Here is a 25,694-nt window from a genome sequence, read left to right as displayed (position 1 = left end):
GGTTCCCCGCCGTCATCCGCAGCAGTGGCCGCCGCCGGCGTCCGCCGCGGGGGCCGGCGCGTGACAGGAGACCGGGGCGGGCACGTCCAGGGCGGGGTTGCGGTCGAAGAAGCCGTCGGGCTCCAGGCGCAGCCGGGCGCGGGCCACCGGCATCACCGGCCACTCCTCGGGGCGCGGGAAGTGGTGCGAGCCGACCGTGGCCCACAGCACCAGCTCCGTGCCGTCCAGCGAGCGGTCCTCCTGCTGCCAGCGGTGGACCCCGTCCGCCCCGGGTTCGGCCTGGTTGGGGTACTCCCCCGCGACGAACCGGCGCGCCGGGTCGTACTCCGTCGCCCACAGCTGCTTCGCCACGAACGGCGCCCGTCGCGCGCACACGCTGTCCGGTCTCACCGGCAGCACCGCCGTGTTCTCCACGTGCACGCGGTAGGCGGTCGGCTCGCCCATCCGGTTGCGGGCCTCCGTGCTCTCCACCCGCCAGTGCAGGGCCCGGGCCGGGTCGGTGGTCCGCCCGCCCTCCGACTCGCGCAGGACCGGCCGCAGCACGGTCCGCGCCGCGTTGCCGTACGGGTCGAGCGCCGGGTCGCTCTCGTGCTCGGCGGTCACCTCGACCAGCCGGTTCGCCGTCCCGTCGACGGCCATGTCCAGCCGTACGGCGAAGAAGTGCTGGTGGTTGGTGACGGCCACTTTCGGGGCGACCCGCCGGGCGTAGGGCGTCTCCTCGTCCTCCGTGACACCGGTCGCGGACAGGATGCCGGTCATCTTGATCTCCAGCATGACCGAGCCGTCCTGGTACAGGGACCAGTAGAAGCCGTAGTCGTAGTTGGCGACCGTGGCGAACGCCGAGATGATCAGACGGCGGGAGCGGCGCACCTCCGTACGGCCGGTGCGGCCGTCGTGGTGCTTCCAGAGGATCCCGTCGTCCTCCTCGTGCATGCAGATCGCGTTGGGGATGACCCGCGGCACGCCGTCGCCGCCGAGGACGGCCGCGTCGAAGTAGTGGATGACGCCGAGGCAGTCGCAGCCGAGGGCGAGGGAGTTGGTGAGCGGGCCGGCGCCGTACTCGCCCCAGTCGAAGAAGTTCTTGCGGTACTGGGTGGAGGCGGTGTCGAAGTACGGCACGTACATCTCGTTGACGGCCGCCCGGCGGATCACCCGCCGCGGCCCCTTGCCGCCCGCGTCGAAGCTCAGGTCGTGCAGGACCAGGCCCTCACGGTGGGAGAAGCCGACCCGTACCGACCAGCCCTGCCAGTCCACCCGCTGCCCGGTCACGGTGAAGCTCGGTCCCTCGGGCTGGACCACCTCCAGCGGCCTCAGCCCCGCCCGCTCCGGCACGGTTCCGGCCGCGAACACCCCGGACTCCCCCGACAGCGGGACGATCCCGTGGTCCTCGATGTGCAGCACCTCCATCGACTCCATGTCGATGATCGGTACGACCCCCTGCACGGGCCGGGCGTAGCCGTTGTCGTCCTCGGACTCGCGGTGCCACACGCTGCCCCAGGTCAGGCGGCGGCCCGGGTACGCGGGCGGTTCGAAGCCGCCGATCGACTCCGGGTCGACCATCACCAGCGACACGTCGTGGATGCCGCGCAGCGCCAGCGCCTCCCGGAACCGCGGGTCCGCCCGGCACGCGGCGGCGGCCTGCCGGGCTTCCTCCGAGGAGCAGCCCGGGCTGCGTACGTCCAGCTCGCACCAGGCCGTGGACTGCGGCTTCTCGCCGAGTTCGAGGGCGACCTCGTAGGCGAGTCGGGCCGAGGGACAGATCACGACGGCGCGGGCCCGCCGTGCCTCGTCAGGGCCGGCCGTGCGCGCGTGGTGCTCGTCGAGGGCCACGCCCCAGAACCGGGCGTCCTCGGTGACCCTGGGATCCGCCTTCAACACCTTGACGGCGACGGCGAGTTCGGCGGCCGTCAGCGGGTCCAGCGGGTGCGGTGCCGGTGCGGCGGCGGGCCGGGGGGCGAGGGTACTCATGGGCGCTGTCCTTCCGGGGGCGTGCGGGTGATGGCGGGCGCGGGGGTGTCGGTGCGGTTGTGGTGGGGTGCGGCCGGGTGGTCGGGGCTCGCGCTGATGCGGTTGTCGAGGGCTGTGGCCGGGGCCTCCGGGAACACGGCGGCGTGGTCGTGGTGGGTCACGTCCGGGGACGTGCCGGTGCGGTGGTCCGCGCCGACCGGCGCAGTGCGAGGGGTGTGGCGTACGGTGCCGCCGTCGGCGCGCGGGTCGGAGGCGCCGTCCAGGCGGCCGTCCCGCGCCAGTCGCACCACCTGGGTGTGGCCCGCCAGATCGGTGGGCCCGGCGGTGACGACGACCGGAAGTCCCAGGAGCGGAGCGTCCATCGGCATCGGGAGAGAGCCCGGCTCGGCCAGCAGGGTCGGCCCCTCGAAGCCGATGTCGCGGGCGCCTGTCACCCAGCGCGGACTCCTCAGGGCGGCCTCGGGATCGGTGCCGGGGTCGGCGAGCCGGGGCAGGGTCTGGGCGAGGATCTGCGGCTGGGCCCGGCCGCCCTGGCAGCCCGCCGCCAAGAGCAGCGCACCGGAGCGGCCGATCACCGGGCACAACGTGTGCGGCGGCCGCGCGCCGGGCCGCAGTACTCCGGGACGGCCGGGTTCCAGGCTGAACGCCGAGCCCCGGTTGTGCAGCACGATCCCGGTGTCCGGCTCGCACAGGCCCGAGCCGAAGGTCTGGTAGACGCTCTGGATCAGCGACACGGCCAGCCCCGAGGAGTCCACGGCCGTCACCGCGACGGTGTCCCCGGACGGCCGGAACGGCGGATCGGGCGGAACCCTGCCCGCCAGCGGCGCCGGATCCAGCAGGCCCGCCAGGTCCAGCGATTGCCCGTGCGGGTCGCCGAGCAGCCGGTCGCGGGCGGCCGAGGCGTCCTGACAGCGGGCGGCGAGCAGAAGGGTGCGCTCCGGTTCCGGCAGGCCCGCCGCGTCCGCCGCCGCCCGGAGCAGCGATGGCAGTACCGCGCCCTGGCTGGGTGGCGGAGCGGCCCACCAGGTGACGCCCGCCACCTCGACGGTCAACGGCTCGGCGGACTCCGCCTCGTGGGCGGCCAGGTCGGCGGCCGTGAGCGGGCTTCCGAGGCGGCGCAGACCGGCGGCGAGAGCCTGCGCGACCGGGCCGCGGTAGAACGACACGGGGTCCTCGGCGAGTTGGTCGAGCACCCGGGCCAGGCGCGGCTGCGGGAGCGGGTCGCCCTCGCCCACCGGGCGGCCGTCGGGACCGGTCAGCAGGGCGGACAGGCCCGGGTCGGCCGCGACCTGCGCCGCGCGCTCCCCTACCGCGCGGGCCAGCCCTGCGGAGACCACGGCCCCTTCCCGCGCGAGGCCGGCGGCGTCCCGCAGCGCGGCGGGCAGCGCGCCCGGTGTGCCGTACGCCTCCGCCAGCGCCGCCCAGCCCGCCACGACGCCGGGCACGGTCACGGTCTGAGGGCCCTGGGCGGGCATGCGCCGGTCCGCCGCGCGCAACGCCGTGACGTCCACGTCCCGGGCCGCCGCGCCGACCGAGAGGACCGCCCGGACGGTGCCGTCGGGCGTGTGCACCAGGGCGATCAGGTCGCCGCCCAGGGAGCACTGGTGGGGGTAGACGACGGTCAGCGCGGCGGCGGCGGCCAGCGCCGCGTCGACGGCGTTGCCGCCGCGCCGGGCCGACCGTCCGGCCGCGTCCAGCGCGGCGGGGTGCGGAGCGGCGAGAATCAGCCCGTCGCCGGGGCTCACGTCTCGTCCCGGGGCAGCAGCAGGGTGCGGGAGGGGGCGGCCTCGGCGCCCTGGAGCGGCACCGGCAGCGACAGCATGTCGTAGACACCCGCCGGGGTGTGCAGCAGGTCGACCACTTCGAGAATCAGCACGTCCGCCCCGCACAGCAGTTGGTGCGTCTCCCAGTGCGTGGTGTAGGCGACGGCCTCGATGCTGAGGTAGTCGATACCGGCCGTGCGCACCCCCGCCTCGATCAGCCGCTCCGCGCCGTCCGGGGCCAGACCGACCCACTGCCGCGCCTTCCACGGACTGCGCAGCACTCCCTGCGAGTTGCTGGTGCGCAGCAGCACCCGTTCCTCGGTGCCGAGCCCCGCCGCGTCGAGGTCGGCGGCGGTGATCTGCTCCTTGACGTGGGTGAGGTCGAGCACCCGGGCGGTCCCGTTGAGGGCCGACAGGTCGAGCCGGTCGACGGTCTTGCCGCCGTCCACGAAGTGGGCCGGGGCGTCGATGTGCGTGCCGGTGTGGGCGCCGATGCGCCAGCGGCTGACGTTCGACGCATCACCCGCGGTACGCGACTCGACTACCTCCACCTCGGGCCTGCGTCCCCAGTGCAGCATGCCGGGGTGGATGGGCACGGAGACGTCGATCGCCTTGGTGACGTCGAGGTTCATGACAGGCTCCTATTGGATGCGGTTATCCTGTTAATGGATCCAAAGTCGACGGATGGTGCGCGGCGACGGCGTGGCAGACTGCTCCACCACCGCGCGGCCCCCACCAGCCCCCGCCAGCCCCGAGAAGGGTGAGACCCACTCCGATGACGTCCCAGACCGACGAAGGCGCCCTCGTCGACGACATCGCCGCCCGCATCCGCACGCGGATCATGAACGGCGAGCTTCCCATCGGGAAACCGCTGCGCCAGGCGGCGCTGGCCGCCGAGTTCGGCGTCAGCCGTACCCCGGTGCGCGAGGCGCTGCGCCAGTTGCAGCACGGCGGGCTGATCGAGATGCAGCCGCATCGCGGCGCGGTGGTGCGGGTGCCGGCGCCGTGGGAGGTGCGGCAGGCGTACGAAGTGCGCGCGGAGCTGGAGGCCCTGGCCGCCCGGCGCGCCGCCGCCCGGATCACCGAGAGCCAGCTCGGCGAACTGCGCCGCCACAACGACGTGCTGCGCGCGGCGGCGGAGGGCGTCGCCACCCCGCCGGAGGGACCGCTCGCCACGACGGAGGCCAACGACTGCTTCCACACCGTGGTCTGCGCGGCGGCCGACAACCCCTGGCTCAGTCGCATGATCGACCGGATCAACGAGAGCTTCCCGCGCAACGTGTCCTCGCTGGCCCTGGCCGGCGACGAACGCCACCGCCAGCTGAACGTCCGTCAGCACGACGCCATCGTGGCCGCGTTGGCCGACCGGGACGAGGACCGGGCGCAGGAGGCGATGCGGGAGCACGTCATCAGCGCGGGCGAACACCTGACGGCCTGGTACGAACGACGTTCCCGGACGGTGTTCAGCGGCTGAGCCGCCCCCGGCCGCCCCCGTGCCGGCCCTCACCGGGCACCGCCGGGGGCCAGTCTGGCCGGGGACAGGAAGCCCAGGTCCGGACGCGGGAGTCCACACACCAGGTCGGCCAGGGCGGCACCGATCGCCGGACCGAACTTGAAGCCGTGACCGGAACAGGCGGAGGCCACCAGGGCCTGCGGCGCTCCGGGCACCTCGCCGACCAGGAAGCGCCGGTCCGCGGTCATCGTGTACAGGCAGGTCAGGCTCTCGGTCACCGGGCCGGCGCCGGGCAGCACCCGCGCCACGGCGCCCGCGAGGAGGGCGAGTTCGGCCTCGGTCGCGGCGGGTCTGGCGGCCTCCGGGTCCCACGCCGGACCGGAGTCGAGCCCTGCCTTCAGGCCCCGACCGTCGGCGGCCGGGAAGCCGTACAGCAGCCCTTCCGGCAGGTCGACGGAGAAGCTCCCCAGCCCGCCGCGCCCCAGTGGCCCGGAGGGGTCGGCGGCGAAGTAGGCGTTCACGATCCGAGTTACCGTCAGATGCGCTTGCAGTGAAGGAAGTTGATACGAAGTCCAGGGGCCGGTGCACAGGACCAGTCGGCGGGCGTGGATCTCCCCGGCCGCCGTGCGCACGACGACCCCGTCGGCGTCCGGGGACCAGCCGATGACGGGCGTCCGGTCGGCGATCCGGGCTCCGGCGCGTTCGGCGAGGGCGAGCTGGGCGCGCAGGGTCTCGCGGGCGTCGATGATCCCGGCGGCCGGGTCGTGCACGGCCGTGAACCCCTCGGGCAGCCGCAGCCCGGGGAAGATCCGGCCCGCCTCCGCAGGGCCCACCTCGCGGCAGCCGGGGCCCCGCAGGGGATCGGGCCGGTCCTGCGGGGCGGCGTACAGACCCCCGGTGACCTCGATCAGCCGGGTCTTCGACGCCTCCTCCAGCTCGGCCCAGGCACGGTATGCGGTGTCGACCAGACCGTCCCAGTCGGGGTGCGGGTAGGCGCGGCGGATCATCCGGGTGGCACCGTGCGAGGAGCCCAGGTCGTGGCCCAGCGCGAACTGTTCGAGCCCCAGCGCGTCGAGCCCGCGCTCGGCCAGCTGCCGCAGCGCCGCGCTGCCGTGCACACCGAGGCCGATCACCACGACGTCGTGACGGCGCACGGCGGGGCGTCCCGCCGGACCAACCACCGGGGAGTCCGCCGGTGCCGATGCCGGTGACGGTACGGACACCGCCGACCCGGTGCCGCGCGTGCCTGACGAGATCTCGGCCACGGCCTCGACCAGGGCGTCCAGGTCGCCGTCGTCGGTGTAGACGTGCACCGAGGCGCGTACCACCTTCGCAAGACCGCGCGGGTCCATGTCCCAGCGGCCATGATCGGCGGGCACCGCGATCAGGTGGACCCGCCGCAGGGCCAGTCGTCGCTGCACCTCGCCCGCGTCGAGGCCGTCCACGACGAAGGTGACGATGGCGCCGCCCGCCGCGGGCGGATCGGTGACCCGTACGCCGGGGAGCGCGCCGAGGCGCGCGCGCAGTGTCGCCGCGAGCGCGGCCAGATGCGCGAAGACGCCGCCGGGTCCGAGCGTGTGCAGGTCGGCCAGGGCCGAGCCCAGGCCGAGCCGCAGCGCGTGGGCGGCCTCCCACAGTTCGAACCGCCGTGCGTCCGGGGCCAGTTCCCAGCTCCGCTCGGCCGTCCAGCGGGCCCCGCGCACATCCGGGGCGTGTGGGGCGAGGGTGTCCAGCAGGGGGCGGCGCACGGCCAGCAGGCCGGTACCGCGCGGGGCGCGCAGGAACTTGCGTCCGGTGCCGATCAGGAGATCGCAGCCGAGCGCGGCCATGTCGACCGGCAGCTGGCCCAGCGACTGGGTGGCGTCGAGCAGGAACGGCACCCCGTGGGCGGCGGCCAGCGTGCCGATCCCGGCGGCCGGTTCGACCAGCCCGGAGGAGGTCGGCACGTGCGCCGCGGTGACCAGGGCGGCCGGGCCGGCGCGCAGTGCCCGCTCCAGGGCCTCCAGATCCGTCGCCCCGTCGGGGCCGTTGGGCAGCACCTCGACGCGGACGCCGGTGTCGCGCTCGGCGGCCAGCAGGTGCAGGGCGCTGCTGACGTAGCTGGAGCGGGCGGCCAGCACCCGGTCGCCGGGCCGCAGCCGGAGCGCCGAGACGACGCGCTGCCAGCCCGCGGTGGCGCTCTCGACCAGTGCGACCTCGTCGGCGTCGACCCCGAGCAGGGTCGCGGTGTGCGTGTAGACGGCGGTCAGGTCGGCGGCGGCGAGTTTGGCGGCCTCGTAGCCGCCGTACAGGCTTTCGGTGCGCAGGTGGGCGATGACCGCGTCGACCGTGTCGGTGGCCGGCAGGGCGGCGCCGGCGGCGTTGAAGTGGTGGCCGGTGGCGCAGCCGGGGGTGCGGGCCCGCTCGGCGGCCACGTCGAGGGCGGTGGTGGGGGTGGGCGAGGCGGCTGTCACGGGGGCGTTCACAGTGCGATCGTGATGCTCTTGAGCTCGGTGAACCCGTCGACGGCCGCGTCGCCGAGGTCCCGGCCCAGCCCGGACTGCTTGGTGCCGCCGAACGCCACGGCGGGGTCGAACTCGTTGTAGGTGTTCACCCACACGGTGCCCGCCTGGAGTTCCGCCGCGGCTCGGTGCGCGCGGCCGAGGTCGGTGGTCCACACGCCCGCCGCGAGCCCGTAGTCGCTGTCGTTGGCGAGGGCGATCGCCTCCTCCTCGGTGTCGAAGGGCAGGACGGCGGCAACCGGGCCGAAGATCTCCTCCCGGGCGATCCGCATGTCGGGCGTGACCTCGGTGAACACCGTGGGCCGCACGAACCAGCCGGGCCCGGGCAGCGGTTCGCCGCCCGTGGCCACCTGAGCGCCCTCGGCGCGGCCGAGTTCCAGGTAGCCGGTGACGCGGTCGAACTGCTCCTGCGACACGAGCGGGCCGATGTTGATCCCGCCGGTCAGACCGGGACCGATCCTGAGGGCCTCCACGGCCGGCAGCATCCGGTCGAGGAACTCCTTGAGTACCGAGCGCTGCACCAGCAGTCTGCTGCCCGCCGTGCACATCTGCCCGGAGTGCCCGAACACCGCGCGTACGGCGGCCGGTACGGCGGCGTCCAGGTCGGCGTCGGCGAACACGATGTTGGCGGACTTGCCGCCCAGTTCGAGAGTGAGCCGCTTGACCGAGGGCGCCGCCGCGGCCATGATCAGCCGCCCTACATCGGTGGATCCCGTGAACGAGACCTTGGCGACCCCGGGGTGCGCGACCAGTTCCGCCCCGGTACGCCCGTCACCGGTCAGCACGTTGACGACGCCCTCGGGCACGCCCGCCTCCAGGCACAGCGCGGCCAGCCGCAGCGCGGTCAGCGGCGTCTGCTCGGCGGGCTTGACCACCACCGCGCAGCCCGCGGCCAGGGCCGGGGCGAGCTTCCAGGCAGCGATCATGAAGGGGAAGTTCCAGGGGAGTACGGCGGCCACCACGCCCACCGGTTCCCGCACGCTGTACACGTGCCGCCCGGGTCCGGCCGGGTGGACGGTGCCGGTCAGCCGGGTGGGTGTGCCCGCGAAGTGCCGGATCGCCTGGAGACCCAGTTCCACGTCGCCGCGGGCCCGTTCGACGGCCTTGCCGTTGTCCAGGGTGTCCAGGATCGCCAGTGTCTCGGCGTCCCGCTCCACCAGGTCCGCGAGCCGTAGCAGCACGTCCCGGCGCCGCCGGGGCGGCAGCTTCCGCCAGCGCCCGTCGCGGTGCGCGGCGGCAGCGGCGGACACCGCGGCGTCCACGTCCGCGTCGACTGCGCCGACCACGCTGGTCAGCCGAGTCCCGGTGGCCGGGTCGAGGACCTCGATCCGCCGCGTCGAGACCCCCGTGGTCCACTCGCCGCCGATGAGCATGGGCTCGCACTCCGGCAGCCGGGGCAGGGTGATGCTGAGGTCCAAGGTGTTCTCCTCGTGGTTCGTTCCGCCGCCCGGCCGTGTCCCGGCCCGCAGGGGACCGGGCGGCTGGGCAGAGGCAGGCGGATCGGTGGCAGTAGGGCGGTCGCCCCGGTAGCGCAGGCCCGCGCCGCCGGGCTGGATCGCTGGGCCGCTGTGCCGGGATGCGCCAGGGGACGGGTGGGGACTGCCGGGCCGGCGTGCCGGGCCGGACCAGGAGTCAGGCGGGATCGCCGGGCCGGTGTGCCGCGTCGGGCCAGGGTTCGCGCACGGCCGCCGAGACCGCGCGGGCGGTGGTGAGCACACAGCGGTCGAACTCCGCGCGCCCGTGGGCCGCGTTGGCCTCGGTGACGTCCCTGCCCCACACCCCGGTCTCGCTGACCTGGTCCATGCGGTAGTCCCAGAAGGAGTCCACGTCCACGTGCGAGGTGGCCCGCTCCATCCGCACCAGGTCGGGCGCGAGGTGCAGCATCACCGACGTCTCGAAGAAGTTGGCGTGCATCAACGCGCGGCCGTAAGTGACATGGCCGTCCACCTCCGGCCCCGGGTACATGGTCACGTAGCCCAACGCCCGCACCCGGGCGTCTCGATGACGCACCCTCAGCTTCTCGGCGGACACGTCGAGCGCACCGTTGTTCCAGATGTGGCCGTTCAGCAGGACGAACTGCCGTACCCCGCTCTCGTACAGCGAGTCGATCACGTCCTCCACGACGGCGATCAGGGTCTCGGGGCGCAGCGCCACGGTGCCGGCGAAGCCGCCGTGCGAGGCGGACACCCCGAAGCTCAGCGGGGGCAGCACCGGTACGCCCGTCAGTGCGGAGACGCCCAGGGCGACCGCCTCGCAGATCAGGGTGTCCACGGCGAGCGGCAGATGCGGGCCGTGCTGTTCGGTGGCACCGACCGGGATGACGACCGCGTCCCGTCCGGCGACGGCGGTCTCGGCCTCCGGCCAGGTCAGTTCCTCCCACGGCAACGGCGTACCGGTGCCGCCGAGTTGGGCCGCGAGCGCGGGTACGTCGAGCCCGGTGGGCACGCGCAGGCCGTGCGGCCCCGTGATGACGGACGACATGACTCTCCTTTCCTCAGGGGGACTTGGGGGCGCTCACCAGCGGCGCCGGCTCTTCTCCGGCAGCAGGTCCAGGGCACGCACGGGGACCGGCCGGTCGTCGTCGACGGTCGTGATCCACACGACGGTGTCCGGGCCGTAGTCGCTGATGAGTTCGCGGCACACCCCGCACGGCGCGATGATCCGGAACCGTCCCGCGGGTTTGATCTGCACCGACACCACCGACGTGACCGCGAGCGGCGCACCGGGTGCCAGCGCGCCCCGCGCGGTGCCCAGGGCGACGCCCTCCGCGCAGATCGAACTGCGCCGGCAGGAGCCCTCGACGTGGACGCCGGTGTGGATCCGGCCGTCCGCGGTGCGCAGCGCGGTGGCCACCTCGTGCCGGTCCGCCTGCCACACACGTGACAGCAACGCCTGTGCCACAGTGAGGAGTTCGGCGTCGTCCACGCTCATTCCCGGCGGGACGGCCACCGGGGCGGCGGTCATGCTTCCAGCCCGAGCAGACGGGCCATGTTGCCGCCCTCGATCAGCGCCCGGTCCTTCTCGTCCTCGACCGCTTTGGCGATCTTCATGCGCTCCAGGTCGAAGTCGGAGCCCGGCCACTCGCTGCCCATCAGGATCTGCCGGGGCCCGAGCCGGGCGTAGGCCCGCTTCACGTCGCTCATCAGCGTCGCGGACGTCTCCAGATAGACGTGCGGCTGCCGTTCGGCCACGATGATGGCTTCGGGTACGTTCCACACGGCACCCATGTGCGCGATGATCGTCGGCACCGCGGGGTGATCGCGGGCGATCTCCTCGATGGCGAGGGGCGCGCAGAAGGCGTCGTCCAGCGCGTTGACCAGGACCATCAGTCCGCGTCTGGCGCAGGCCTCGAACACCGGGTCCAGCAGGCCGTGGTCGGCGACGTGGTAGCCGTGCAGGCTCGGGTGCAGTTTCAGGCCGGCCAGGCCGGCGTCGGCGATCCGGTCGATCTCCTCGATCGCGTCGTCCGCCTGCGGCAGCACCTGGCCGAAGCCGAAGAACCGGTCCGGGTGGGCGGCCACGAGCGAGGCGATGAAGTCGTTCTCGATGCGCTGGGCGAGCGAGCACACCATCGCCATGTCCACTCCGGCGGCGTCCATCCGGTCGAGGATCCGGCGCGGCTCGAAGGGCTGGTACGGCGGGGGCGCCTCGCCCTTGCGGGCACCGGTGAGGTAGTCGGAGCGACCTCGCACGTCCTGGGTGGTGTTGTAGGCGTCGATGATCAATGCGGCTCCTCGGTGGCGGTGTCGAGCGGCAGGTGGCAGCGCACGCTGCGGCCGGGGGCGATCTCGCGCAGTTCCGGGTGGGCGGTACGGCACAGGTCGGTGGCGAAGGGGCAGCGGGTACGGAACAGGCACCCCGCGGGCGGATCGGCCGGGTCGGGCAACTCGCCCTGCAGCGGCTGCCGTTCACGCGGCGGACCGGGCCGCAGCTCGGGCACGCTGGCCAGCAGGGCGCTGCTGTAGGGGTGCGCGGGGCCGGCGAAGAAGGTGTCCCGGGAGGCGATCTCGATGATCTCCCCGAGGTACATCACGGCGACCCGGTCGGCGATGTGCCGTACGACGCCGAGGTCGTGGGAGATGAACAGCATCGTCAGGCCGCGGTCGCGCACCAGGTCCGACAGCAGGTTCAGCACCTGCGCCTGGATCGACACGTCCAGCGCGGAGACCGCCTCGTCCGCGACCACGAACCGCGGCGAGGAGGCGAGGGCTCGCGCGATGCCGATGCGCTGGCGCTGGCCGCCGGAGAACTCATGCGGCTTGCGCCCGCCCGCGTCGGCGCCGAGCCCGACGAGGTCGAGGAGTTCGGTCACGGCGCGGTCCGCCTCGGCGCGGCTCGCGCCCCGGGAGCGCAGCAGTGGCTCGGCGACGATGTCGGCGACCGTGCGGCGCGGGTTGAGCGAGCCGAAGGGGTCCTGGAACACCATCTGGAGTTCGGCCCTGGTCCGCTTCAGCCGCCGTCCCCGCAGCCGGGTGAGGTCGGTGCCCTGGAAGTCGATCCGGCCCGCCGAGGGCTCCACGACCCGCAGCAGCGCTCGCCCGAGCGTGGACTTGCCGCACCCCGACTCGCCGACCAGGCCCAGCGTCTCGCCCGGGGCGATGTCCAGGTCGATGTCCCGCAGCGCCCGCACCCGGCCGCCCGCGCGGCCGGGGTAGTCCACCCGCAGTCCGCGCGCGCTCAGCATCACGTCCGTCATACGCTCGCTCCCGCCGCCCGGGCCCGAACCCGGGCCTCCCGCGGCAGCACACAGGCGTCCAGGTGGGCGGTGCCGCCGAATCGCCGTCGCAGTGCCGGGCGCTCCGCACAGCCGTCGTCGGCGAAGGCGCACCGGGGCCGGAAGCCACAGCCCGAGGGTCGTTCCACCCCGCTCGGCGGGCTGCCCGGGATCGCCGGCAGCCGTTCGGGTATCGGCCCGTCCAGCGGGGGCACCGAGCCGAGCAGGCCCATCGTGTACGGGTGCTGGGGGTCGAACAGGACCTCGTCGCGGGTGCCCTGTTCCACGATCCGGCCCGCGTACATGACCGCCACCCGGTCGGCGACCTCGGCGACCACGCCGAGGTCGTGGGTGATCAGCAGCACGGACGTGCCGTGTTCGCGCTGCACCCGCTTCAGCAGCGTCAGCACCTGCGCCTGGATGGTGACGTCCAGTGCGGTGGTCGGCTCGTCGGCGATCAGCACCGCCGGGTCGTTGGCCAGCCCCATCGCGATCATCACGCGCTGCCGCATGCCTCCGGAGAGCTGGTGCGGGTAGGCGCGCGCGGCCCGTGCCGGGCCCGCGATCCCGACCTCGCCGAGAAGTTCCACCGCACGGGCGGCCGCGGTGGCGCGCTTTACGTCGGCGTGGGCGCGGATGGTCTCCGCGACCTGGGCGCCGGCCCGGTGCAGCGGGTTGAGTGCGGCGAGCGCGTCCTGGAAGACGACCGCCACGTCCTTGCCGCGCACCCGGCGCAGCTCCCGCTCGGAGGCCCCGACCAGTTCGCGGCCCCGGAAGGACACGGATCCGGTGATGTGGGTGCGGGGGCCGCGGTTGAGGCCGACCAGACTCATCGACAGCGCCGACTTGCCCGACCCCGACTCGCCGACCAGCGCGAGGATCTCGCCCTTGCGCAACGTCAGGTCGACCCCGTCCACGGCGGGCAGCCGGCCCGTCGGGACGTCGAACCGCACGCGCAGGTCGCGGACTTCGAGCACCGCCTCGGGCTCGCTCATCCCGCACCGCCCACGGCCAGCGCGGCCCGGTGGATCAGCTCGGCGACCCGCTCGGGCCACACCAGCGTGGTGTAGTGGCTGCCCGGCACGTGCTCGACGGTGGCCTTCATCCGTTCGGCCATGAAGTTCTGGATCTCCGGGCGCAGGGTGCGGTCGTCGTCGGCGACCAGGTACCAGCTGGGCAGGGTGCGCCAGGCCGGGACCCCGGTCGCCTGGGTGAAGATCAGGTTCTCGGCCTTGCGTCCCTCCGCCTCGACGATCGCGCGCTGCTCGGCCGACAGGTCGGGGCCGATCTCCGCCCAGAACTCCGGGCCGGGCTCGGACTTCCACTCGCCGTTCGGGCCGCGCCGCATGTACTTGGAGATCTCCGCGGGCTCGTAGCGCTCGACGATCCCGTTGACGGTCTCGCCCTCGTCCGGCCCGAACGCGGCGATGTACACGAGTCCGCCGACCCGTGGGTCGCGCCCCACGTTCGTGATGACGGCGCCGCCGTAGGAGTGGCCCGCGAGCAGTACCGGGCCGCTCGTCTGCGCCAGCACCGCCGAGGTCTCGGCGATGTCGTCCGCCAGGGAGGTCATCGGATTGGTGACCGTGAACAGCCGGTGCCCACGGGCGGTGAGCAGTGGCCGCACCGCCGACCAGGTGGTGGGCCGTCCGCCGGCACCGTGGACCAGCACGATGTCCATGGGGATCATCCTTTGCGCAGACGTGGGTCGAGGACCGTGTACAGCAGGTCGACCGCGTGGTTGACGAGGGTGAACAGAAGTGTGATCGCGAGCGCCGCGCCCTGTACGACCGGGTAGTCGCGCTGGAGTACGCCCTGCACCAGCAGGCGCCCGACACCCGGGTAGGAGAAGACGGTCTCGGTGACGACCGACCCGCCCAGCAGGGAGCCGAACTGGAGCCCCAGGACGGTGACGATCGGCAGCCAGGCGTTGCGCAGGACGTGCCCGCGCACCACCGCGCCCTCCCCGAGGCCCTTCATCCGGGCGGTGCGCACGAAATCGTCGCCGAGGACCTCCAGGACGGAGGCGCGCACGATCCGGGTGATGAAGCCGGCCATCGACAGCGCGAGGGTCACCGCGGGCAGGATCAGGTGCTGGATCCACGGCCACACCAGCTCGGGCCGGTCCTGGAGGATCGCGTCCAGCGGCACGAAGCCGGTCGTCGGGTTGTAGTCGAGGGTGCTGGGCAGCCGTCCCAGCACCGGCAGCCAGCGCAGCCACACGCCGAACACCACGATGGACAGCACGCCGAGGGCGAACCAGGGCAGCGAGAAGCTGACGGTGGCGACGGCCCGCGTCGACGTGTCGATCCAGCTTCCCCTGCGCAGCGCCGCGACCACGCCCGTGACGACGCCGAGCAGCACCGCGACCGTCATCGCCGCGAGGGTGAGCTCCACGGTCGCGGGCAGCGCGTCACCGAGCAGGCCGAGGACGCTGTTGGAGCCGAAGAACGAGGTGCCCAGCCGCAGATGGACCAGATCGTCGAGGAAGTGCCCGTACTGCGTGAGCAGCGGCTGGTCCAGGCCGAGGGCCTTGGTGACGCGTTCCTCGTTGGCGCTGAACTGCGCGGCGGAGGCCGTGTTGCCGCCCGCGGCGAGGGAGGTCGCCGGGGAGCCCGGCAGCAGCCGTATCGCCACGAACACCAGGGTGGCCAGTGCGAAGAGCACGACGGGGATCGTGGCGAGCCGGCGCAGGAACATCCCGGTGGCGCCGGACAGCCAGGCGGGCCAGGTGGGCCGGGGCAGTCGCGCACGCACGGCGGCGCCCGCGCTCATGCGGTCCCCCTCGGGTCGAGGGCGTCACGCAGGTCGTCGCCGACGAAGTTGCAGGCCACGACGAACAGCAGGGTGAGCAGCGCGGGCAGCACCACCAGCCGGGGCGCCGTGTACAGGAACTCCTGCCCGGCCTGCACCATGTATCCCCAGTCCGGCTGCGGCGGCTGGATCCCCAGGCCCAGATAGGACAGGCCCGCCGCGAACCCGGCGGCGACCGACAGCGTCATGACGACCTGGGCGAGCAGCGGGCCGCCGATGTTCGGCAGCACCTCGCGGACCATGATGCGCGGCGCGCCGGTGCCGCCGAGGCGGCAGGCGACGACGTAGTCCTTGGCGGCCTCGCGCGCCGTCAGCGCACGGGCCAGCCGGGCCAGTCCGGGCGCGAGGGAGATTCCGATGCCGAGGATCAGACTGACCGTGCCCGGTCCGGCGGCCGCCACCAGCAGGATCACCAGCAGGATGGACGGGAAGGCGAGCGCCAGGTCGACCAGCCGCATCAGCACCAGCTCCACCAGCCCGCCCGTGTACCCGGCGACCAGCCCGACCAGCGTCCCGAGGCCGGCCGCGAGCGCGGTGGCCGTGAAGGAGACCAGCAGCAGCGGCCGGGCACCGTGCACCAGCCGGGCCAGCTCGTCCCGGCCCAGGTCGTCGGTGCCCAGCGGATGCCCCGGGGAACCGGGCGCGAGCAGCGCCGACGAGGTCTGCCGCAGAGGGTCGGCCTGGACGAGCAACGGGCCGAGCAGGGCGACCAGCACGAGGACGGTCAGCAGCAGCCACGACAGCAGCGCGGGCCAGGACCGGGCCAGGGTACGGCGGCGCAGCGCGCGGAGAAACCGTCCCCGGACGGCCCCGGACGGCGACGCCGTAGGGGAGGCCGCGGGAACGGTCGCCGCGGCCTCGGCCGCTACGGCGTCCACCGCGGCCCTGGTCTCAGACACTGGCCTTCTCCATGTAACAGCGGTGGTTGGCCAGTGCGTCGGTGTTCATGCCCTTCACGGCCGAGCCGCTGACGACCAGGTTGCTGAAGCAGGCCAGCATCGACAGGACCATGTACTCCTCGGCCCATCTGCGCTGGATCCTGGTGTAGGCGGCGGTGCGCTTCTTGGTGTCGGTGAGGTTCTTGGCGGTGTAGAGGTCATCGGCGAGGGAGGCGGCACCCTTCAGGGTGTCCATGCCGGAGATCTTGGAGCCGTAGATGCTGGTGGGGCTCGCCATCGCGCCGACCATGTCGTCGGGGTCGGGGACGTAGGTGTTGCGTTCCCAGATCATCAGGTCGTGGTAGTCGTCGCTTCCGTCGAGGAGCCGGCCGAAGTAGGTGGCCGGATCCACCGAGGTGGTGGCGACCTTGAAGCCGACGTCGGTGAGGTTCTGGGCGATGATCTGCGCGGCCTTGGGGTGCCAGGAGTCGCTGGCCGCCATGAGCCGGATGGTGCGCCCCTTCGCCCCGGCCTCCTCGACCAGCCGCTTGGCCTGCGCGGTGTCCTGGGTGCTGAGGTCGGCGAGCGCGGTGTCGTATCCGCTCTGGGCGGGCGGGATGGCGTAGCCCCTGGGCTCGGCGCCGATGCCGTAGAACGCCTGCTGGAGGATGGCCTTGCGGTTGACGGCCAGGTTGATGGCCTTGCGCACCTTCAGCTCGGGGATCCGGCGGGCGTCGATCAGCATGATGGCGTCGGCGTTGTGCGGGGTGTCGTACACCTTTACCGCGCTGTCCTTGCGCAGCTGCGAGACGGCGGAGTACGGGGCGAACTGGGTCGCGGAGACATCGCCGCTGAGCAGCGAGCTGACGATGGTGGACGGGTCCTGGACCTGGCGCAGCACCAGCCGGTCGATGGGCGGCTTGCCCAGTCGGAAGCCGTCGAACGCCTTGAGCGTGATGGCCTGCCCCGAGGTGGCGGCGGAGAACGCGAACGGCCCGGTGCCCACGAGGTGCTTGCCGATGTCGGCGCCGTACTTGTCCAGCGCGGCCTTGGAGATGATCCGGCCGCCGATGTCGGAGAGCTTGCCGAGGACCGTCCGGTCGGGCTTCTTGAGGACCATCTTCACGGTCATGTCGTCGGGCGCGGTGAGCGAGGCGACGTTGGCGCCCATGCTCGCCAGCGGCCGGGTCGCGCCCTTGGGAAGCGTCTTGTCGTCGGGGTCGAACTGGCGGCCGAGGCTGGCGAGTACGTCGGCCGAGGTGAGCGTGGTGCCGTCGTGGAACTTGACGCCCTTGCGCAAGGTGAATGTATAGGTCATCTTGTCATCGGATACGGACCACTTCTCCGCCAGATCCGGTGTGGGCTCGTTGGTCTCGAAGGAGATGAACGTCAGGCCGCGGCAGATGCAGTCCACGGCCATCCAGTCGCCCAAGGACGTGTAGAAGGCCGGGTCGTTGACGGCGCTGGTGGCGTCGATGGCCAGGGTGAGCGTGCCGCCGCTCTTGTCGCCGCCGTCCGCGTCGTCGGCGGCGGCGCCGCAGGCGGTGAGCAAGGCGGGCAGCCCGAACCCGACGCCCACCCCGAGCAGGCCTGCGCCGCGGAGCATCGTCCGGCGCGAGACGTCCGGCGCGGCGATCGCCGAGACCGGTACGGAGGCGGTCGAGGGCGATCCAGATGTGTGGTCCGGCATGGGGCCTCCTCGGGCACCGATCCTGAGAATGGATGAAATCTTCGCTTGATTGGATCCAAAAACATGCTCAGTGGCTCCCGATTCCCTCTTGTGTCCCATGCGTTAAAGGCACGTGAATCGCACCCGCGGTCGCGCCGCGATGGCACGACACGGAACGTGGCCGCCTGCACCTCGTGCGGCACCTCGGTGTCGAGGCCGGGGGCGCGGTCGAGGGGGACCTTCTGGCCGGGGGCGGGGAAGCCGTCGGTGAGTTCGGTGATGGCGGCCAGGTCGCCGACCGGGCGGCGGTCGGGCTCCGGGCCGGTGTCCCGCGGCACGCCCACCGTGCGCCTCATGGGGGCGAGTGCCTCGGTGGCCGCCCGTTCGATGCCCGCAGGCACCGGGTCCGGTTCCCCCGAGCCGGTGGCCGCCATCATCCGGGCCACCTGTGTCTGGACGAGTATCCCGGTGACGTGGTGGGCGACGAAGTCGTGCAGGTCGGCCGCGATGGCCGGCCGCTCCGCCCGGCGTGTCTCGCCGACCGCGACCGCCCGCCGGTAGTCCAGCGAGCGCAGGTAGCTCGCGAGCCCGGCGGTGAGGCCGACCAGGACGAGCCCGATGGCGATGAAGGCCGGTGCGTTGTCGTCGGACAGCGAACCGGCGTAGCGGACCGGTGTCGCCAGCAGCGCGACCGCGTCCAGCGGACCGCGGGCCACCACCCAGCGCGGCGAGCGGTGCCGCACCGCGATGAACAGCAGGCACAGCAGGCACAGCAGGCACAGCAGGCACAGCAGGACCATGGCCTCGCCCGGGCCGAACAGGTACCGGGCGCCGGACACCAGCGAACCGACCGTCAGCAGGGCGGACAGCGCGCCAGGGACGGTGGTGCGCAGTTCGGGGGTGAGCCACGGCGGACGGCGGGCGGCCGGCCAGAGCACCGCGGTGAGGCCGGTGAGCAGTACCAGTGCGACCGGCCAGACACTGTGCCCCGCCGCGCCCGTGTCCAGCGCGTCGACGACCGCGGCCGCGACCAGCACGCCGACGCCGAAACCTCGCAGGCAGCCGTGGGAAGGGACGGACTTCGTGCCGATCACGGTAGACACCGGCGCCCTCGCACCGGATCGGCCGAACGGCCGAGGCGGCCGAGGCGGCCGCGCCGGACCATGGCCTTACGGCCGAGGCGGGCGCCCGGGCCCGCGGGCGAGGGTGATGGCACGACACACCGGTCGCTCACCCGCGGTCTCAGGAGTACGCCATGCAGCGCAACAAGTTCGTCATCGGAGTCATCGGCGGTGCCACCGCCGTCATCGCCGTCGGCGCCCTCGGCACCCATCTTCTCGCCAACCCCGAGTCGACCACCCGCCTGGACGCCTTCAGCACGGTGACCCTCGACGGTCACAAGGCGCTCGCCGCGAACATCGTCGCGGGGCGTACCGAGAGCAGGTACCACCCGCTCCCCTGGATCGGCGACAAGATCACCGGCGTCACCTGCCCGACGGGGCTCAAGGCGGTGGCCGGGGCGACGGTGACCTGCACGGGAAAGAAGAGGGACGGTTCCGCGGTGCGTATCCCGGTCCGAGTCGTCCAGGCCACGGACTCGTCCGTGACCTGGAAGTTCGAGCGCTGAGCGGAGGCCCGGCAAAATGACGGAGGTTCTGGCCGGGCACAGCCTCGTGAAGAAGTTCGGCGCCACCACCGCCCTCGCGGGCGTCGACGTTGCGGTCGGCGAGCGCGACTCGTTGGCGATCATGGGCCCGTCGGGGTCCGGCAAGTCCACCCTGCTGCACACTCTGGCGGGCATCATCCGCCCGGACGACGGTCAGGCGCTGGTTCGCGCCGCTCGGCCTGGCCGGGCTGGAGCAGCAGCAGCCCGGCCGGCTCTCCGGCGGCCAGGCCCAACGGGTCGCCATCGCAAGGGCGTTGGCCGTCGAACCTACGGCGAGGCCTATGCCGACGCGCAGAACATCACGGTCTCCGACCGGCTCGCCCAGCTCGCCACCGCCACCCTCGCCGTGAGCTTCCTCGTCGCGACGGCCTCGGCGGGCCTGACCGCCGCCGCGAACGTGCTGGACCGGCGGCGGGTGTACGGGCTGCTGCGGCTGTCGGGCACCCCGCTGAGGGTCCTCGACCGGGCCCGGCTGCGAGAGACGGTCCTGCCGCTCCTGGTCCTGGCCGGCGGCACGATCAGCGCCGCCGAGGCGATCCAGCTCGCTGTCTGTGTCGCACCGGGCGCGCCGGCCATGTTCGCCGCGATCGGCGCGAGCCGCCCCCTGCTGCGCAAGGTGACGGCGGACCCGGCCCGGACGGCGGACCGAGGGATCGGAGATCATCGAGTCATGACCGCCCCAGTCTCCGGTTCCGCCCCGCCCATCCGGGTCCTCATCGCCGACGACCAGGCCATGGTCCGCACCGGCTTCCGGTTCTTCCTGGACGCCCAGCCCGACATGACGGTCGTCGCCGAGGCCGCCGACGGCGAGGAAGCGGTGGCACTGGCCCGCAGGCTGCGCCCGGACGTATGCCTGCTGGACATCCGGATGCCCAGGTTGGACGGCCTGGAGGCGACCCGGCTGCTGGCCGGGCCGGATGTGCCCGACCCGCTGCGGGTGGTCGTGGTCACCACCTTCGACCTCGACGAATACGTCTACGGCGCGCTGCGCGGCGGCGCCTGCGGGTTCCTCCTCAAGGACTCCGGGCCCACCCTCCTCGCGGAGGCCGTCCGCGCCGCCGCGGCCGGCGACTCGCTGGTCTCCCCCTCGGTGACCGTCCGCCTGCTCAAGCACCTCACCGAGCAGCCGGCTCCCGCCCCGACGCCAGTGCCGGTCCGGGAGCCGCACACCGAAGCGCTCACCGACCGCGAGCTGGACGTGGTCCGGCTGGTCGCCGTCGGCCGCACCAACGCCGAGATCGCCGCCGAGCTGTACGTCTCGCTCTCCACGGTCAAGACACACCTGTCCAGCGTCCAGCTCAAACTGTCGGCCCGGAACCGGGTCGAGATCGCCGCGTGGGCCTGGCGCAATGGGCATACCTGAGCGGGCGGCCACTCCCCCGACAGCACGAGAGCCTCTTGTGGTTGCGTACCTCGTCAGGGCCACCCACCGTCGTCCGACGCGCCCTCGGCCGGCTCATGCACCACCGCCACCCCACCTGCGGCTTCGGAGCGCCGCTGGGCACGAGGGCCGGTTCGGACCATCCGGCAAGTGAATCGGGCACGGACCACGCCTTCGCGCACACCCTCGTGCCCAACGCGGCCCGGCACGGCCCGGCACGGCAGGTACCCGAGTCCGTACCGCGCGGCCCGGGCTCAAGTGAGTCCGGGGCATGCCGGCTCCCCGGCGGCCGCCACAGCTTGCGCGGGCGCCGTGGTCGCCTCCTGCCTCCGGGTCATCCCCACACCCACCAGTACCACCGCCATCCCCAGCGCCACCCGGACACTCAGGTCCTCACCCAGGACGACGGCTCCCAGCAGTACGGACACCACCGGCAGCAGGTAGCCGACCACGGCGGCGTTGGTCGCGCCCTCGTCGTTGATGATCCGGTAGGTGAGGTGGAAGGTGGCCGCGGTGCAGAACACGCTGAGGACGACGGCCGCGACGAGGACCGTCGGGCCGGGGTCGATCGCGTCCAGACCGCCGACCGGCACCGCGAGGGCGGTCAGCCCGCTCGCGGCGACGAGTTGGGCGGCGGAGAGCGAGATCGTGGGCGTGCCCCTGCGGACCAGGGTGCGGCCCATGTAGGCGAACGCGACGGCGTAGCTGGCGGCGGCGCCCAGGATCGCGAGGGCACCCCAGCCGGTGGCCCCGCTCGCCCGCCACGGGGCGAAGATGACGACCGTGCCGGTGAAGCCGAGCAGCAGCCCCGCCAGCCGTACGGGCCGCAGCCCGCGCTCCGAGCCGAGGGCGAGACCGAGGATGATCGACCAGAGCGGGGTCGTGGCGTTCAGGACGCCCGCGAGCCCGGAGCCCACGGTCTGCTGGCCCACGCTGAACAACGCGAACGGCAGGGCGTTGCAGAAGAAGGCCGCGACGACGATGTGCCGCCAGACGGCGACGCCCGTCGGCAGCCGGTGCCCCGTCGCGTAGCAGGCGACGACGAGGACAAGCGCGCCGAGGGCACACCGCACGAACGTGACCTGGAGCGGGGAGAGCCCGCGCAGCGCCAGCTCGATCCAGAGGAAGGTCGAACCCCACAGCAGGGCGAGCACCGCCACCCGCACTCCGCCCCGCAGGGCCCGCGTGCCGCTGGTGTCGGTCATGGCGCTTCCCCGTTCTCGTTGTCTCGTCGGGTGGTTGTCCCGTCCTGGGCCTGCCACTCCCACGACGGTGCCCCAGCCGAGCATTGAGGACAAGCAAACGCTTCTACCCATACCGTTAAGCTGTACTACATGCTTGATGTCAGGCGACTGCAGGTCCTGCGCGCGGTGGTCACCAGCGGCACGGTCACCGCGGCCGCGGCCCACCTCGGCTACACCCCGTCCGCCGTCAGCCAGCAGGTGGCGGCGCTGGAGAAGCAGGCCGGTACGGCGCTGCTGGAGCGGGTCGGACGCGGAGTCCGCCCCACGGCGGCCGGGCTGCTGCTCACGGAGCACGCGGCGCTGATCAGTGCGGCGGTCGCCCAGGCGGAGACGGCGCTCGCCGACCTCCGCGCGGGGCGCATCGGCCGCCTGTCGGTCCGCTACTTCGCCACGGCCGGCTCCACCCTGATGGCGCCGGCCCTGGCCAGACTCCGCGCCGAGCACCCCGGCGTCCGCGTCGACCTCGAACTCACCGACCCGGAGGACCCGTTCCAGGAGCTGGCACGAGGCCGGGCCGACCTGGCCGTGGTTGTCGCGGCCCAGGACCGCACGGGCGACGGCTTCCGGCTCGTCCACCTCCTCGACGACCCGTACGCGGCCGTACTGCCCCTGGGCCATCCGCTCGCCGCCCAGGAGACGATCGACCTGCACGAGCTGTCCGGTGAGCAGTGGGTGGGCAGCGAGCCCCCCGGTCCCTGCCTTCGGCCCGTCCTCGACTCCTGTGCGGCGGCCGGATTCAGCCCCGACTTCGTCATCCAGAGCGAGGACTACGCCACCGCGCAGGGCTTCGTCGCGGCCGGCCTCGGCGTCGGTCTGATGCCGCGTCTCGGGCTGCGCAACCAGCACCCCGGTGTAGTCCTACGCCCGGTCCGCAACCCCGAGCCGGTCCGGGTGATCTCGGTGGCCGCCCGGGAGACCGCCCTCGAACAGCCCGCCCTGCGCAGCCTGCTGGACGCGCTGCGGGACGCGGCCGTCACCGCCGACCCGGACGGACCTCACCCGACAGTGGCGTCCAGCTCGGCGTAGCGCATCGAACTCGGCGCCGCCTGAGCCACCCAGGGCGGGACCCGGCACATGGCTCTTCCTGCGTGTTGCAGGCGTCAGGCATCGAAGCGGCGGCGGGCGGTCTCGATGTGACCGAGGTAGGTGTGGGTCCAGTCGCACATTCCGTCGACGGTTGCGCGCAGACCCTGGCCCGGTTCGGTGAGGGTGTATTCGACCCGGGGTGGCACCGTGGGATGGACGGTGCGCTCGACCAGGCCGTTGCGCTCCAGCATGCGCAGGTTCTGGGTGAGCATCTTGTGGCTGATGCCCTCGATCTCGTTCCGCAGTTCGCTGAAGCGCAGGGTGCGCTCACCGAGGGTCTCGATGATCAGGAACGCCCACTTGTTGGCAACGTCGGAGAAGATCTCCCGCGCCAGGGAATCCGCGCGTCTGAGGTCCGCTTCGTCGGGTGAGCCCCTGAACTGCTTGGTCACCATCAGGTTCCCCAGTCACTGAAAAGTGCGTTCTTCCACGTCAGCGCTCACTCTCCTACGGTTCCTGAGTAACCACAAGAGAGTGAGAGCGCCCTGATCGCGTGGACACGAACCCGCGGGCACTCATGACAAGGAGACAGACAGCATGGCCATCACCCTGATGAACCCCAGCGGATTGCCCAAGATCGACGTCTACCAGCAGGTGTCGATCGCATCCGGGTCGAAGCTGGTCTTCATCGCCGGGCAGGTCGCCTGGAACGCCGACGGAGTCACCGTGGGCGAAGGCGACCTCGCCGCCCAGGTCGAGCAGTGCTACCTCAACATCGGCACCGCCCTGGCCGAGGCCGGGGGCTCCTTCGGCGACGTTGCGAAACTGACCTTCTACGTCGTCGACTGGACCCCCGACAAGATGCCCCCGCTCCTGGAAGGCATATCCCGGGCGGCCGCGAAGTTGGGAGTCACCCCGGTCCCGCCCACCACCCTGATAGGCGTCGCGGCACTGGACATCCCCGACCATCTGGTCGAGATCGAAGCCACCGCGGTCCTCGACTGAGCAGACGCCCCGTGCCCACCGAGCACGCAATGGCCAACCGCGTTGCTCAGCAGCACGGAGCGTCGGGTCTACGACACCGACAGGGCTGTGTGCTCGGCTTTCCGCAGCCAGTCGGTGTACCAGTGGGCGAACGTCACGGGCCTGCCGTCCTCGTCGAGGAGCGGGACGAGGTCGACGTCGTCCACCCGGCAGTCGGACCAGATCGTGCCGCGGTGGCTGCCGCTGACGATCAGCCACTCCCTCTGGGCGCAACCCAGGTGGGAGATCACGATCGCGCCGGCGGTGCGCTCCGGGGCGAACATGGCTGCTTCCCACCGTTCGTCCCACGCCTCCATTGCGTCGTCGAAGTCCTCGGTGTCGCCGAAGTCGTCCTCCTCGGGACACTGGGCCAGGAGTTCCCGCAGCAGCTTCGGGTCCGGGCCCTGGTCGGGAAACGGCTCGGCAAGCCTCGACAGGTCGACCATCTCCGCGCCGTCGCCTTCCCAACGCCAGCGGCCCTGCACGCGTCGAACGGGGAACAGGCCGTACGCAGGACCAGCACCACCCGCACCAACGTGAAGCAGGAAGGCCCGGTACTCCTCCGGTAGCCGCACCCCTAGCTGACCCTCGAGTTCGGCGAGCTCATCCCGGGTGAGCGGGTCCTCCACGACCCACCTGTGCCCCGACGCCCCGAACACCTTGCCGCCCGCAGGCCCCGCAGCCACCGCCCCGACCCGCTGCCGTACACCCACCCACCGCTGATCAGTCATGAGCCCACACCGTACGTGCCGCCGCCGACATCCCGGGCGCCAGGCCCACCACCACCGCCGCGGCAGTTGCACTGCTGGCCTTCCGCCACGGCTGTCTGGCGGTTCTCCGTTGGTGCGGGAGGCATCCGGCGGCCTGCCCGATGCGGCGTCGCCGTGATCCCCGCATGGCTGCGATGAAGCCCGCCAACGCTGACGTTGACGGGCCTGAGCAGCAGACAGGTACGCCCATTTACGGGGCGGTGACCACGTCCACGTTGGTGACCCTGGCACAGATGGCGTATGCCCTGAGCTTGCCGGGGGTGTTGGGGTCCATGTTGGTGGCGAAGGCCCACCACTGCTGGTTGCCGTTCGGGAAGCTGGAGACCAGCTTGTAGTTCTGGGTGTAGGAGTTGCCGGATGTCACGTTCGCCCCGCCGCCTGTGAGCGTTTCCCCGGCGGGGCAGGTAGCGGTGGCCGCGGCGTTGCCGGCGAAGCTGCCGGTGGCCGGGGGAATGGTGACCTCGGCTCCTTGCACGATGTGCAGATCCGAGTCGGCCTGCGCCAGCCCGGCCGTTCCGAACACCATCGCTACGGCCGCGGCGGCCACGAGAGACTTCTTGAGCACAGAGTTCTGCTTTCGCTTGTTCCGGTGGACAGTTCGCGCCTCATGCGTGAACTTGCCAGAGGAATATCAAGACAATCGACAGAAATCGGCTCGCCTCGCGAGAGGGATCAACCGTTCGTCGTAGATGTATTCGATGAGCCGGCCGCGGTGTCGTTGCGGGCGAACCGAAGCCCACGGAGGCCAAACTCGGCCGGCGGGCGCGGGTCTCGAGGCCCGGCCGGCTTCAGCCGGGCGCCTACCAAGTCCGGGCGAGCAGCCG

24 protein-coding genes and 1 pseudogene are annotated in these 25,694 nt (G+C 72.6%); 6 read left to right on the top strand and 19 right to left on the bottom strand.

Annotated elements, in window-relative coordinates; translation table 11 throughout:
* Positions 1 to 12: 12 nt before the first annotated feature.
* The 3 genes from ACIPSJ_RS25000 to ACIPSJ_RS24990 are packed head-to-tail and all read right to left on the bottom strand — an operon-like array spanning position 13 to position 4,363.
* Positions 13 to 1,968, bottom strand: a complete 1,956-nt coding sequence (locus tag ACIPSJ_RS25000; RefSeq protein WP_401349000.1) for a primary-amine oxidase — start codon at positions 1,966 to 1,968, stop codon at positions 13 to 15.
* The gene (locus tag ACIPSJ_RS24995) at positions 1,965 to 3,713 is read right to left on the bottom strand and encodes a gamma-glutamyltransferase family protein (RefSeq protein WP_401348998.1); all 1,749 of its coding nucleotides are present in this window, start codon (positions 3,711 to 3,713) and stop codon (positions 1,965 to 1,967) included. Before ACIPSJ_RS24995 ends, ACIPSJ_RS25000 begins: the two co-directional genes overlap by 4 nt.
* Positions 3,710 to 4,363 (bottom strand): cyclase family protein, encoded by a 654-nt coding sequence (locus ACIPSJ_RS24990; protein ID WP_359221381.1) that lies wholly within the window; start codon positions 4,361 to 4,363, stop codon positions 3,710 to 3,712. The genes ACIPSJ_RS24995 and ACIPSJ_RS24990 overlap by 4 nt, the downstream gene beginning before the upstream one ends.
* 143 nt (positions 4,364 to 4,506) lie before the next feature.
* Between ACIPSJ_RS24990 and ACIPSJ_RS24985 the strand changes: the two genes are divergently transcribed.
* Complete coding sequence (locus ACIPSJ_RS24985) at positions 4,507 to 5,205, top strand: GntR family transcriptional regulator (protein ID WP_401348996.1); 699 nt, start codon at positions 4,507 to 4,509, stop codon at positions 5,203 to 5,205.
* 29 nt (positions 5,206 to 5,234) lie between these two features.
* Here the strand turns inward: ACIPSJ_RS24985 and solA are convergent, their stop codons facing one another.
* The 12 genes from solA to ACIPSJ_RS24925 form a co-directional block, all read right to left on the bottom strand.
* A complete protein-coding gene (gene solA, locus ACIPSJ_RS24980) occupies positions 5,235 to 7,649 on the bottom strand; it encodes an N-methyl-L-tryptophan oxidase (RefSeq protein ID WP_401348994.1) in 2,415 nt (804 codons plus the stop codon).
* Entirely contained in the window at positions 7,646 to 9,103 is a 1,458-nt protein-coding gene (locus tag ACIPSJ_RS24975; RefSeq protein ID WP_401348991.1) for an aldehyde dehydrogenase family protein, read from the bottom strand. The genes solA and ACIPSJ_RS24975 overlap by 4 nt, the downstream gene beginning before the upstream one ends.
* Positions 9,104 to 9,317: 214 nt before the next feature.
* A complete protein-coding gene (locus ACIPSJ_RS24970; protein WP_359221387.1) occupies positions 9,318 to 10,166 on the bottom strand; it encodes a creatininase family protein in 849 nt (282 codons plus the stop codon).
* A gap of 33 nt (positions 10,167 to 10,199) precedes the next feature.
* A complete protein-coding gene (locus tag ACIPSJ_RS24965; protein WP_401348989.1) occupies positions 10,200 to 10,649 on the bottom strand; it encodes a cytidine deaminase in 450 nt (149 codons plus the stop codon).
* The gene (locus ACIPSJ_RS24960) at positions 10,646 to 11,410 is read right to left on the bottom strand and encodes an amidohydrolase family protein (protein ID WP_401348987.1); all 765 of its coding nucleotides are present in this window, start codon (positions 11,408 to 11,410) and stop codon (positions 10,646 to 10,648) included. Before ACIPSJ_RS24960 ends, ACIPSJ_RS24965 begins: the two co-directional genes overlap by 4 nt.
* Positions 11,407 to 12,381 (bottom strand): oligopeptide/dipeptide ABC transporter ATP-binding protein, encoded by a 975-nt coding sequence (locus ACIPSJ_RS24955; protein ID WP_365677913.1) that lies wholly within the window; start codon positions 12,379 to 12,381, stop codon positions 11,407 to 11,409. The genes ACIPSJ_RS24960 and ACIPSJ_RS24955 overlap by 4 nt, the downstream gene beginning before the upstream one ends.
* The gene (locus tag ACIPSJ_RS24950) at positions 12,378 to 13,394 is read right to left on the bottom strand and encodes an ABC transporter ATP-binding protein (RefSeq protein WP_401348984.1); all 1,017 of its coding nucleotides are present in this window, start codon (positions 13,392 to 13,394) and stop codon (positions 12,378 to 12,380) included. The genes ACIPSJ_RS24955 and ACIPSJ_RS24950 overlap by 4 nt, the downstream gene beginning before the upstream one ends.
* The gene (locus ACIPSJ_RS24945; RefSeq protein WP_401348982.1) at positions 13,391 to 14,080 is read right to left on the bottom strand and encodes an alpha/beta hydrolase; all 690 of its coding nucleotides are present in this window, start codon (positions 14,078 to 14,080) and stop codon (positions 13,391 to 13,393) included. The genes ACIPSJ_RS24950 and ACIPSJ_RS24945 overlap by 4 nt, the downstream gene beginning before the upstream one ends.
* 5 nt (positions 14,081 to 14,085) lie before the next feature.
* Positions 14,086 to 15,174: an ABC transporter permease gene (locus ACIPSJ_RS24940; RefSeq protein WP_401348980.1), complete on the bottom strand. Its 1,089-nt coding sequence runs from the start codon at positions 15,172 to 15,174 to the stop codon at positions 14,086 to 14,088.
* Positions 15,171 to 16,112, bottom strand: coding sequence for an ABC transporter permease (locus tag ACIPSJ_RS24935; RefSeq protein WP_401348978.1), 942 nt, complete (start codon positions 16,110 to 16,112; stop codon positions 15,171 to 15,173). The genes ACIPSJ_RS24940 and ACIPSJ_RS24935 overlap by 4 nt, the downstream gene beginning before the upstream one ends.
* Complete coding sequence (locus tag ACIPSJ_RS24930) at positions 16,105 to 17,511, bottom strand: ABC transporter substrate-binding protein (RefSeq protein ID WP_401350084.1); 1,407 nt, start codon at positions 17,509 to 17,511, stop codon at positions 16,105 to 16,107. Before ACIPSJ_RS24930 ends, ACIPSJ_RS24935 begins: the two co-directional genes overlap by 8 nt.
* The gene (locus ACIPSJ_RS24925; protein ID WP_401348975.1) at positions 17,481 to 18,854 is read right to left on the bottom strand and encodes a histidine kinase; all 1,374 of its coding nucleotides are present in this window, start codon (positions 18,852 to 18,854) and stop codon (positions 17,481 to 17,483) included. The genes ACIPSJ_RS24930 and ACIPSJ_RS24925 overlap by 31 nt, the downstream gene beginning before the upstream one ends.
* 161 nt (positions 18,855 to 19,015) lie before the next feature.
* On the opposite strand from ACIPSJ_RS24925, the gene ACIPSJ_RS24920 reads away from it, so the two are divergent.
* From ACIPSJ_RS24920 to ACIPSJ_RS24910, 3 genes and pseudogenes are all read left to right on the top strand, one after another.
* Positions 19,016 to 19,387, top strand: coding sequence for a DUF4333 domain-containing protein (locus ACIPSJ_RS24920; RefSeq protein WP_401348974.1), 372 nt, complete (start codon positions 19,016 to 19,018; stop codon positions 19,385 to 19,387).
* A gap of 16 nt (positions 19,388 to 19,403) precedes the next feature.
* Positions 19,404 to 19,695: pseudogene (locus ACIPSJ_RS24915) on the top strand (ATP-binding cassette domain-containing protein); the annotation flags it as partial.
* A 401-nt stretch (positions 19,696 to 20,096) separates the two neighbouring features.
* Positions 20,097 to 20,789, top strand: coding sequence for a response regulator transcription factor (locus ACIPSJ_RS24910; protein WP_359221434.1), 693 nt, complete (start codon positions 20,097 to 20,099; stop codon positions 20,787 to 20,789).
* Between the two features lie 272 nt (positions 20,790 to 21,061).
* On the opposite strand, the gene ACIPSJ_RS24905 is transcribed toward ACIPSJ_RS24910, so the two are convergent.
* Positions 21,062 to 22,012: a DMT family transporter gene (locus tag ACIPSJ_RS24905; RefSeq protein WP_401348973.1), complete on the bottom strand. Its 951-nt coding sequence runs from the start codon at positions 22,010 to 22,012 to the stop codon at positions 21,062 to 21,064.
* Between the two features lie 129 nt (positions 22,013 to 22,141).
* Between ACIPSJ_RS24905 and ACIPSJ_RS24900 the strand changes: the two genes are divergently transcribed.
* A complete protein-coding gene (locus tag ACIPSJ_RS24900) occupies positions 22,142 to 23,077 on the top strand; it encodes a LysR family transcriptional regulator (RefSeq protein WP_401348971.1) in 936 nt (311 codons plus the stop codon).
* A gap of 74 nt (positions 23,078 to 23,151) precedes the next feature.
* Here ACIPSJ_RS24900 and ACIPSJ_RS24895 read toward each other — a convergent pair whose 3' ends face one another.
* On the bottom strand, positions 23,152 to 23,532 hold the full coding sequence (locus ACIPSJ_RS24895) for a helix-turn-helix domain-containing protein (protein WP_355726408.1): 381 nt from the start codon (positions 23,530 to 23,532) through the stop codon (positions 23,152 to 23,154).
* Between the two features lie 142 nt (positions 23,533 to 23,674).
* Between ACIPSJ_RS24895 and ACIPSJ_RS24890 the strand changes: the two genes are divergently transcribed.
* Positions 23,675 to 24,082 carry a RidA family protein gene (locus ACIPSJ_RS24890; protein WP_401348969.1) on the top strand — a complete coding sequence of 136 codons (408 nt, stop codon included), beginning with the start codon at positions 23,675 to 23,677 and terminating at the stop codon, positions 24,080 to 24,082.
* Between the two features lie 68 nt (positions 24,083 to 24,150).
* On the opposite strand, the gene ACIPSJ_RS24885 is transcribed toward ACIPSJ_RS24890, so the two are convergent.
* Both ACIPSJ_RS24885 and ACIPSJ_RS24880 read right to left on the bottom strand, forming a co-directional pair.
* Positions 24,151 to 24,831 carry an SMI1/KNR4 family protein gene (locus tag ACIPSJ_RS24885; protein WP_401348968.1) on the bottom strand — a complete coding sequence of 227 codons (681 nt, stop codon included), beginning with the start codon at positions 24,829 to 24,831 and terminating at the stop codon, positions 24,151 to 24,153.
* 229 nt (positions 24,832 to 25,060) lie between these two features.
* Positions 25,061 to 25,435 carry a hypothetical protein gene (locus ACIPSJ_RS24880; RefSeq protein WP_359221406.1) on the bottom strand — a complete coding sequence of 125 codons (375 nt, stop codon included), beginning with the start codon at positions 25,433 to 25,435 and terminating at the stop codon, positions 25,061 to 25,063.
* Between the last annotated feature and the right edge of the window lie 259 nt (positions 25,436 to 25,694).

The sequence above is a fragment of the Streptomyces sp. NPDC090088 genome, assembly GCF_044747345.1.
GTDB lineage: Bacteria > Actinomycetota > Actinomycetes > Streptomycetales > Streptomycetaceae > Streptomyces.
The sequence above is the reverse complement of the archived record's forward strand: the minus strand, read 5'-3'. Positions and strand labels throughout refer to the sequence as shown.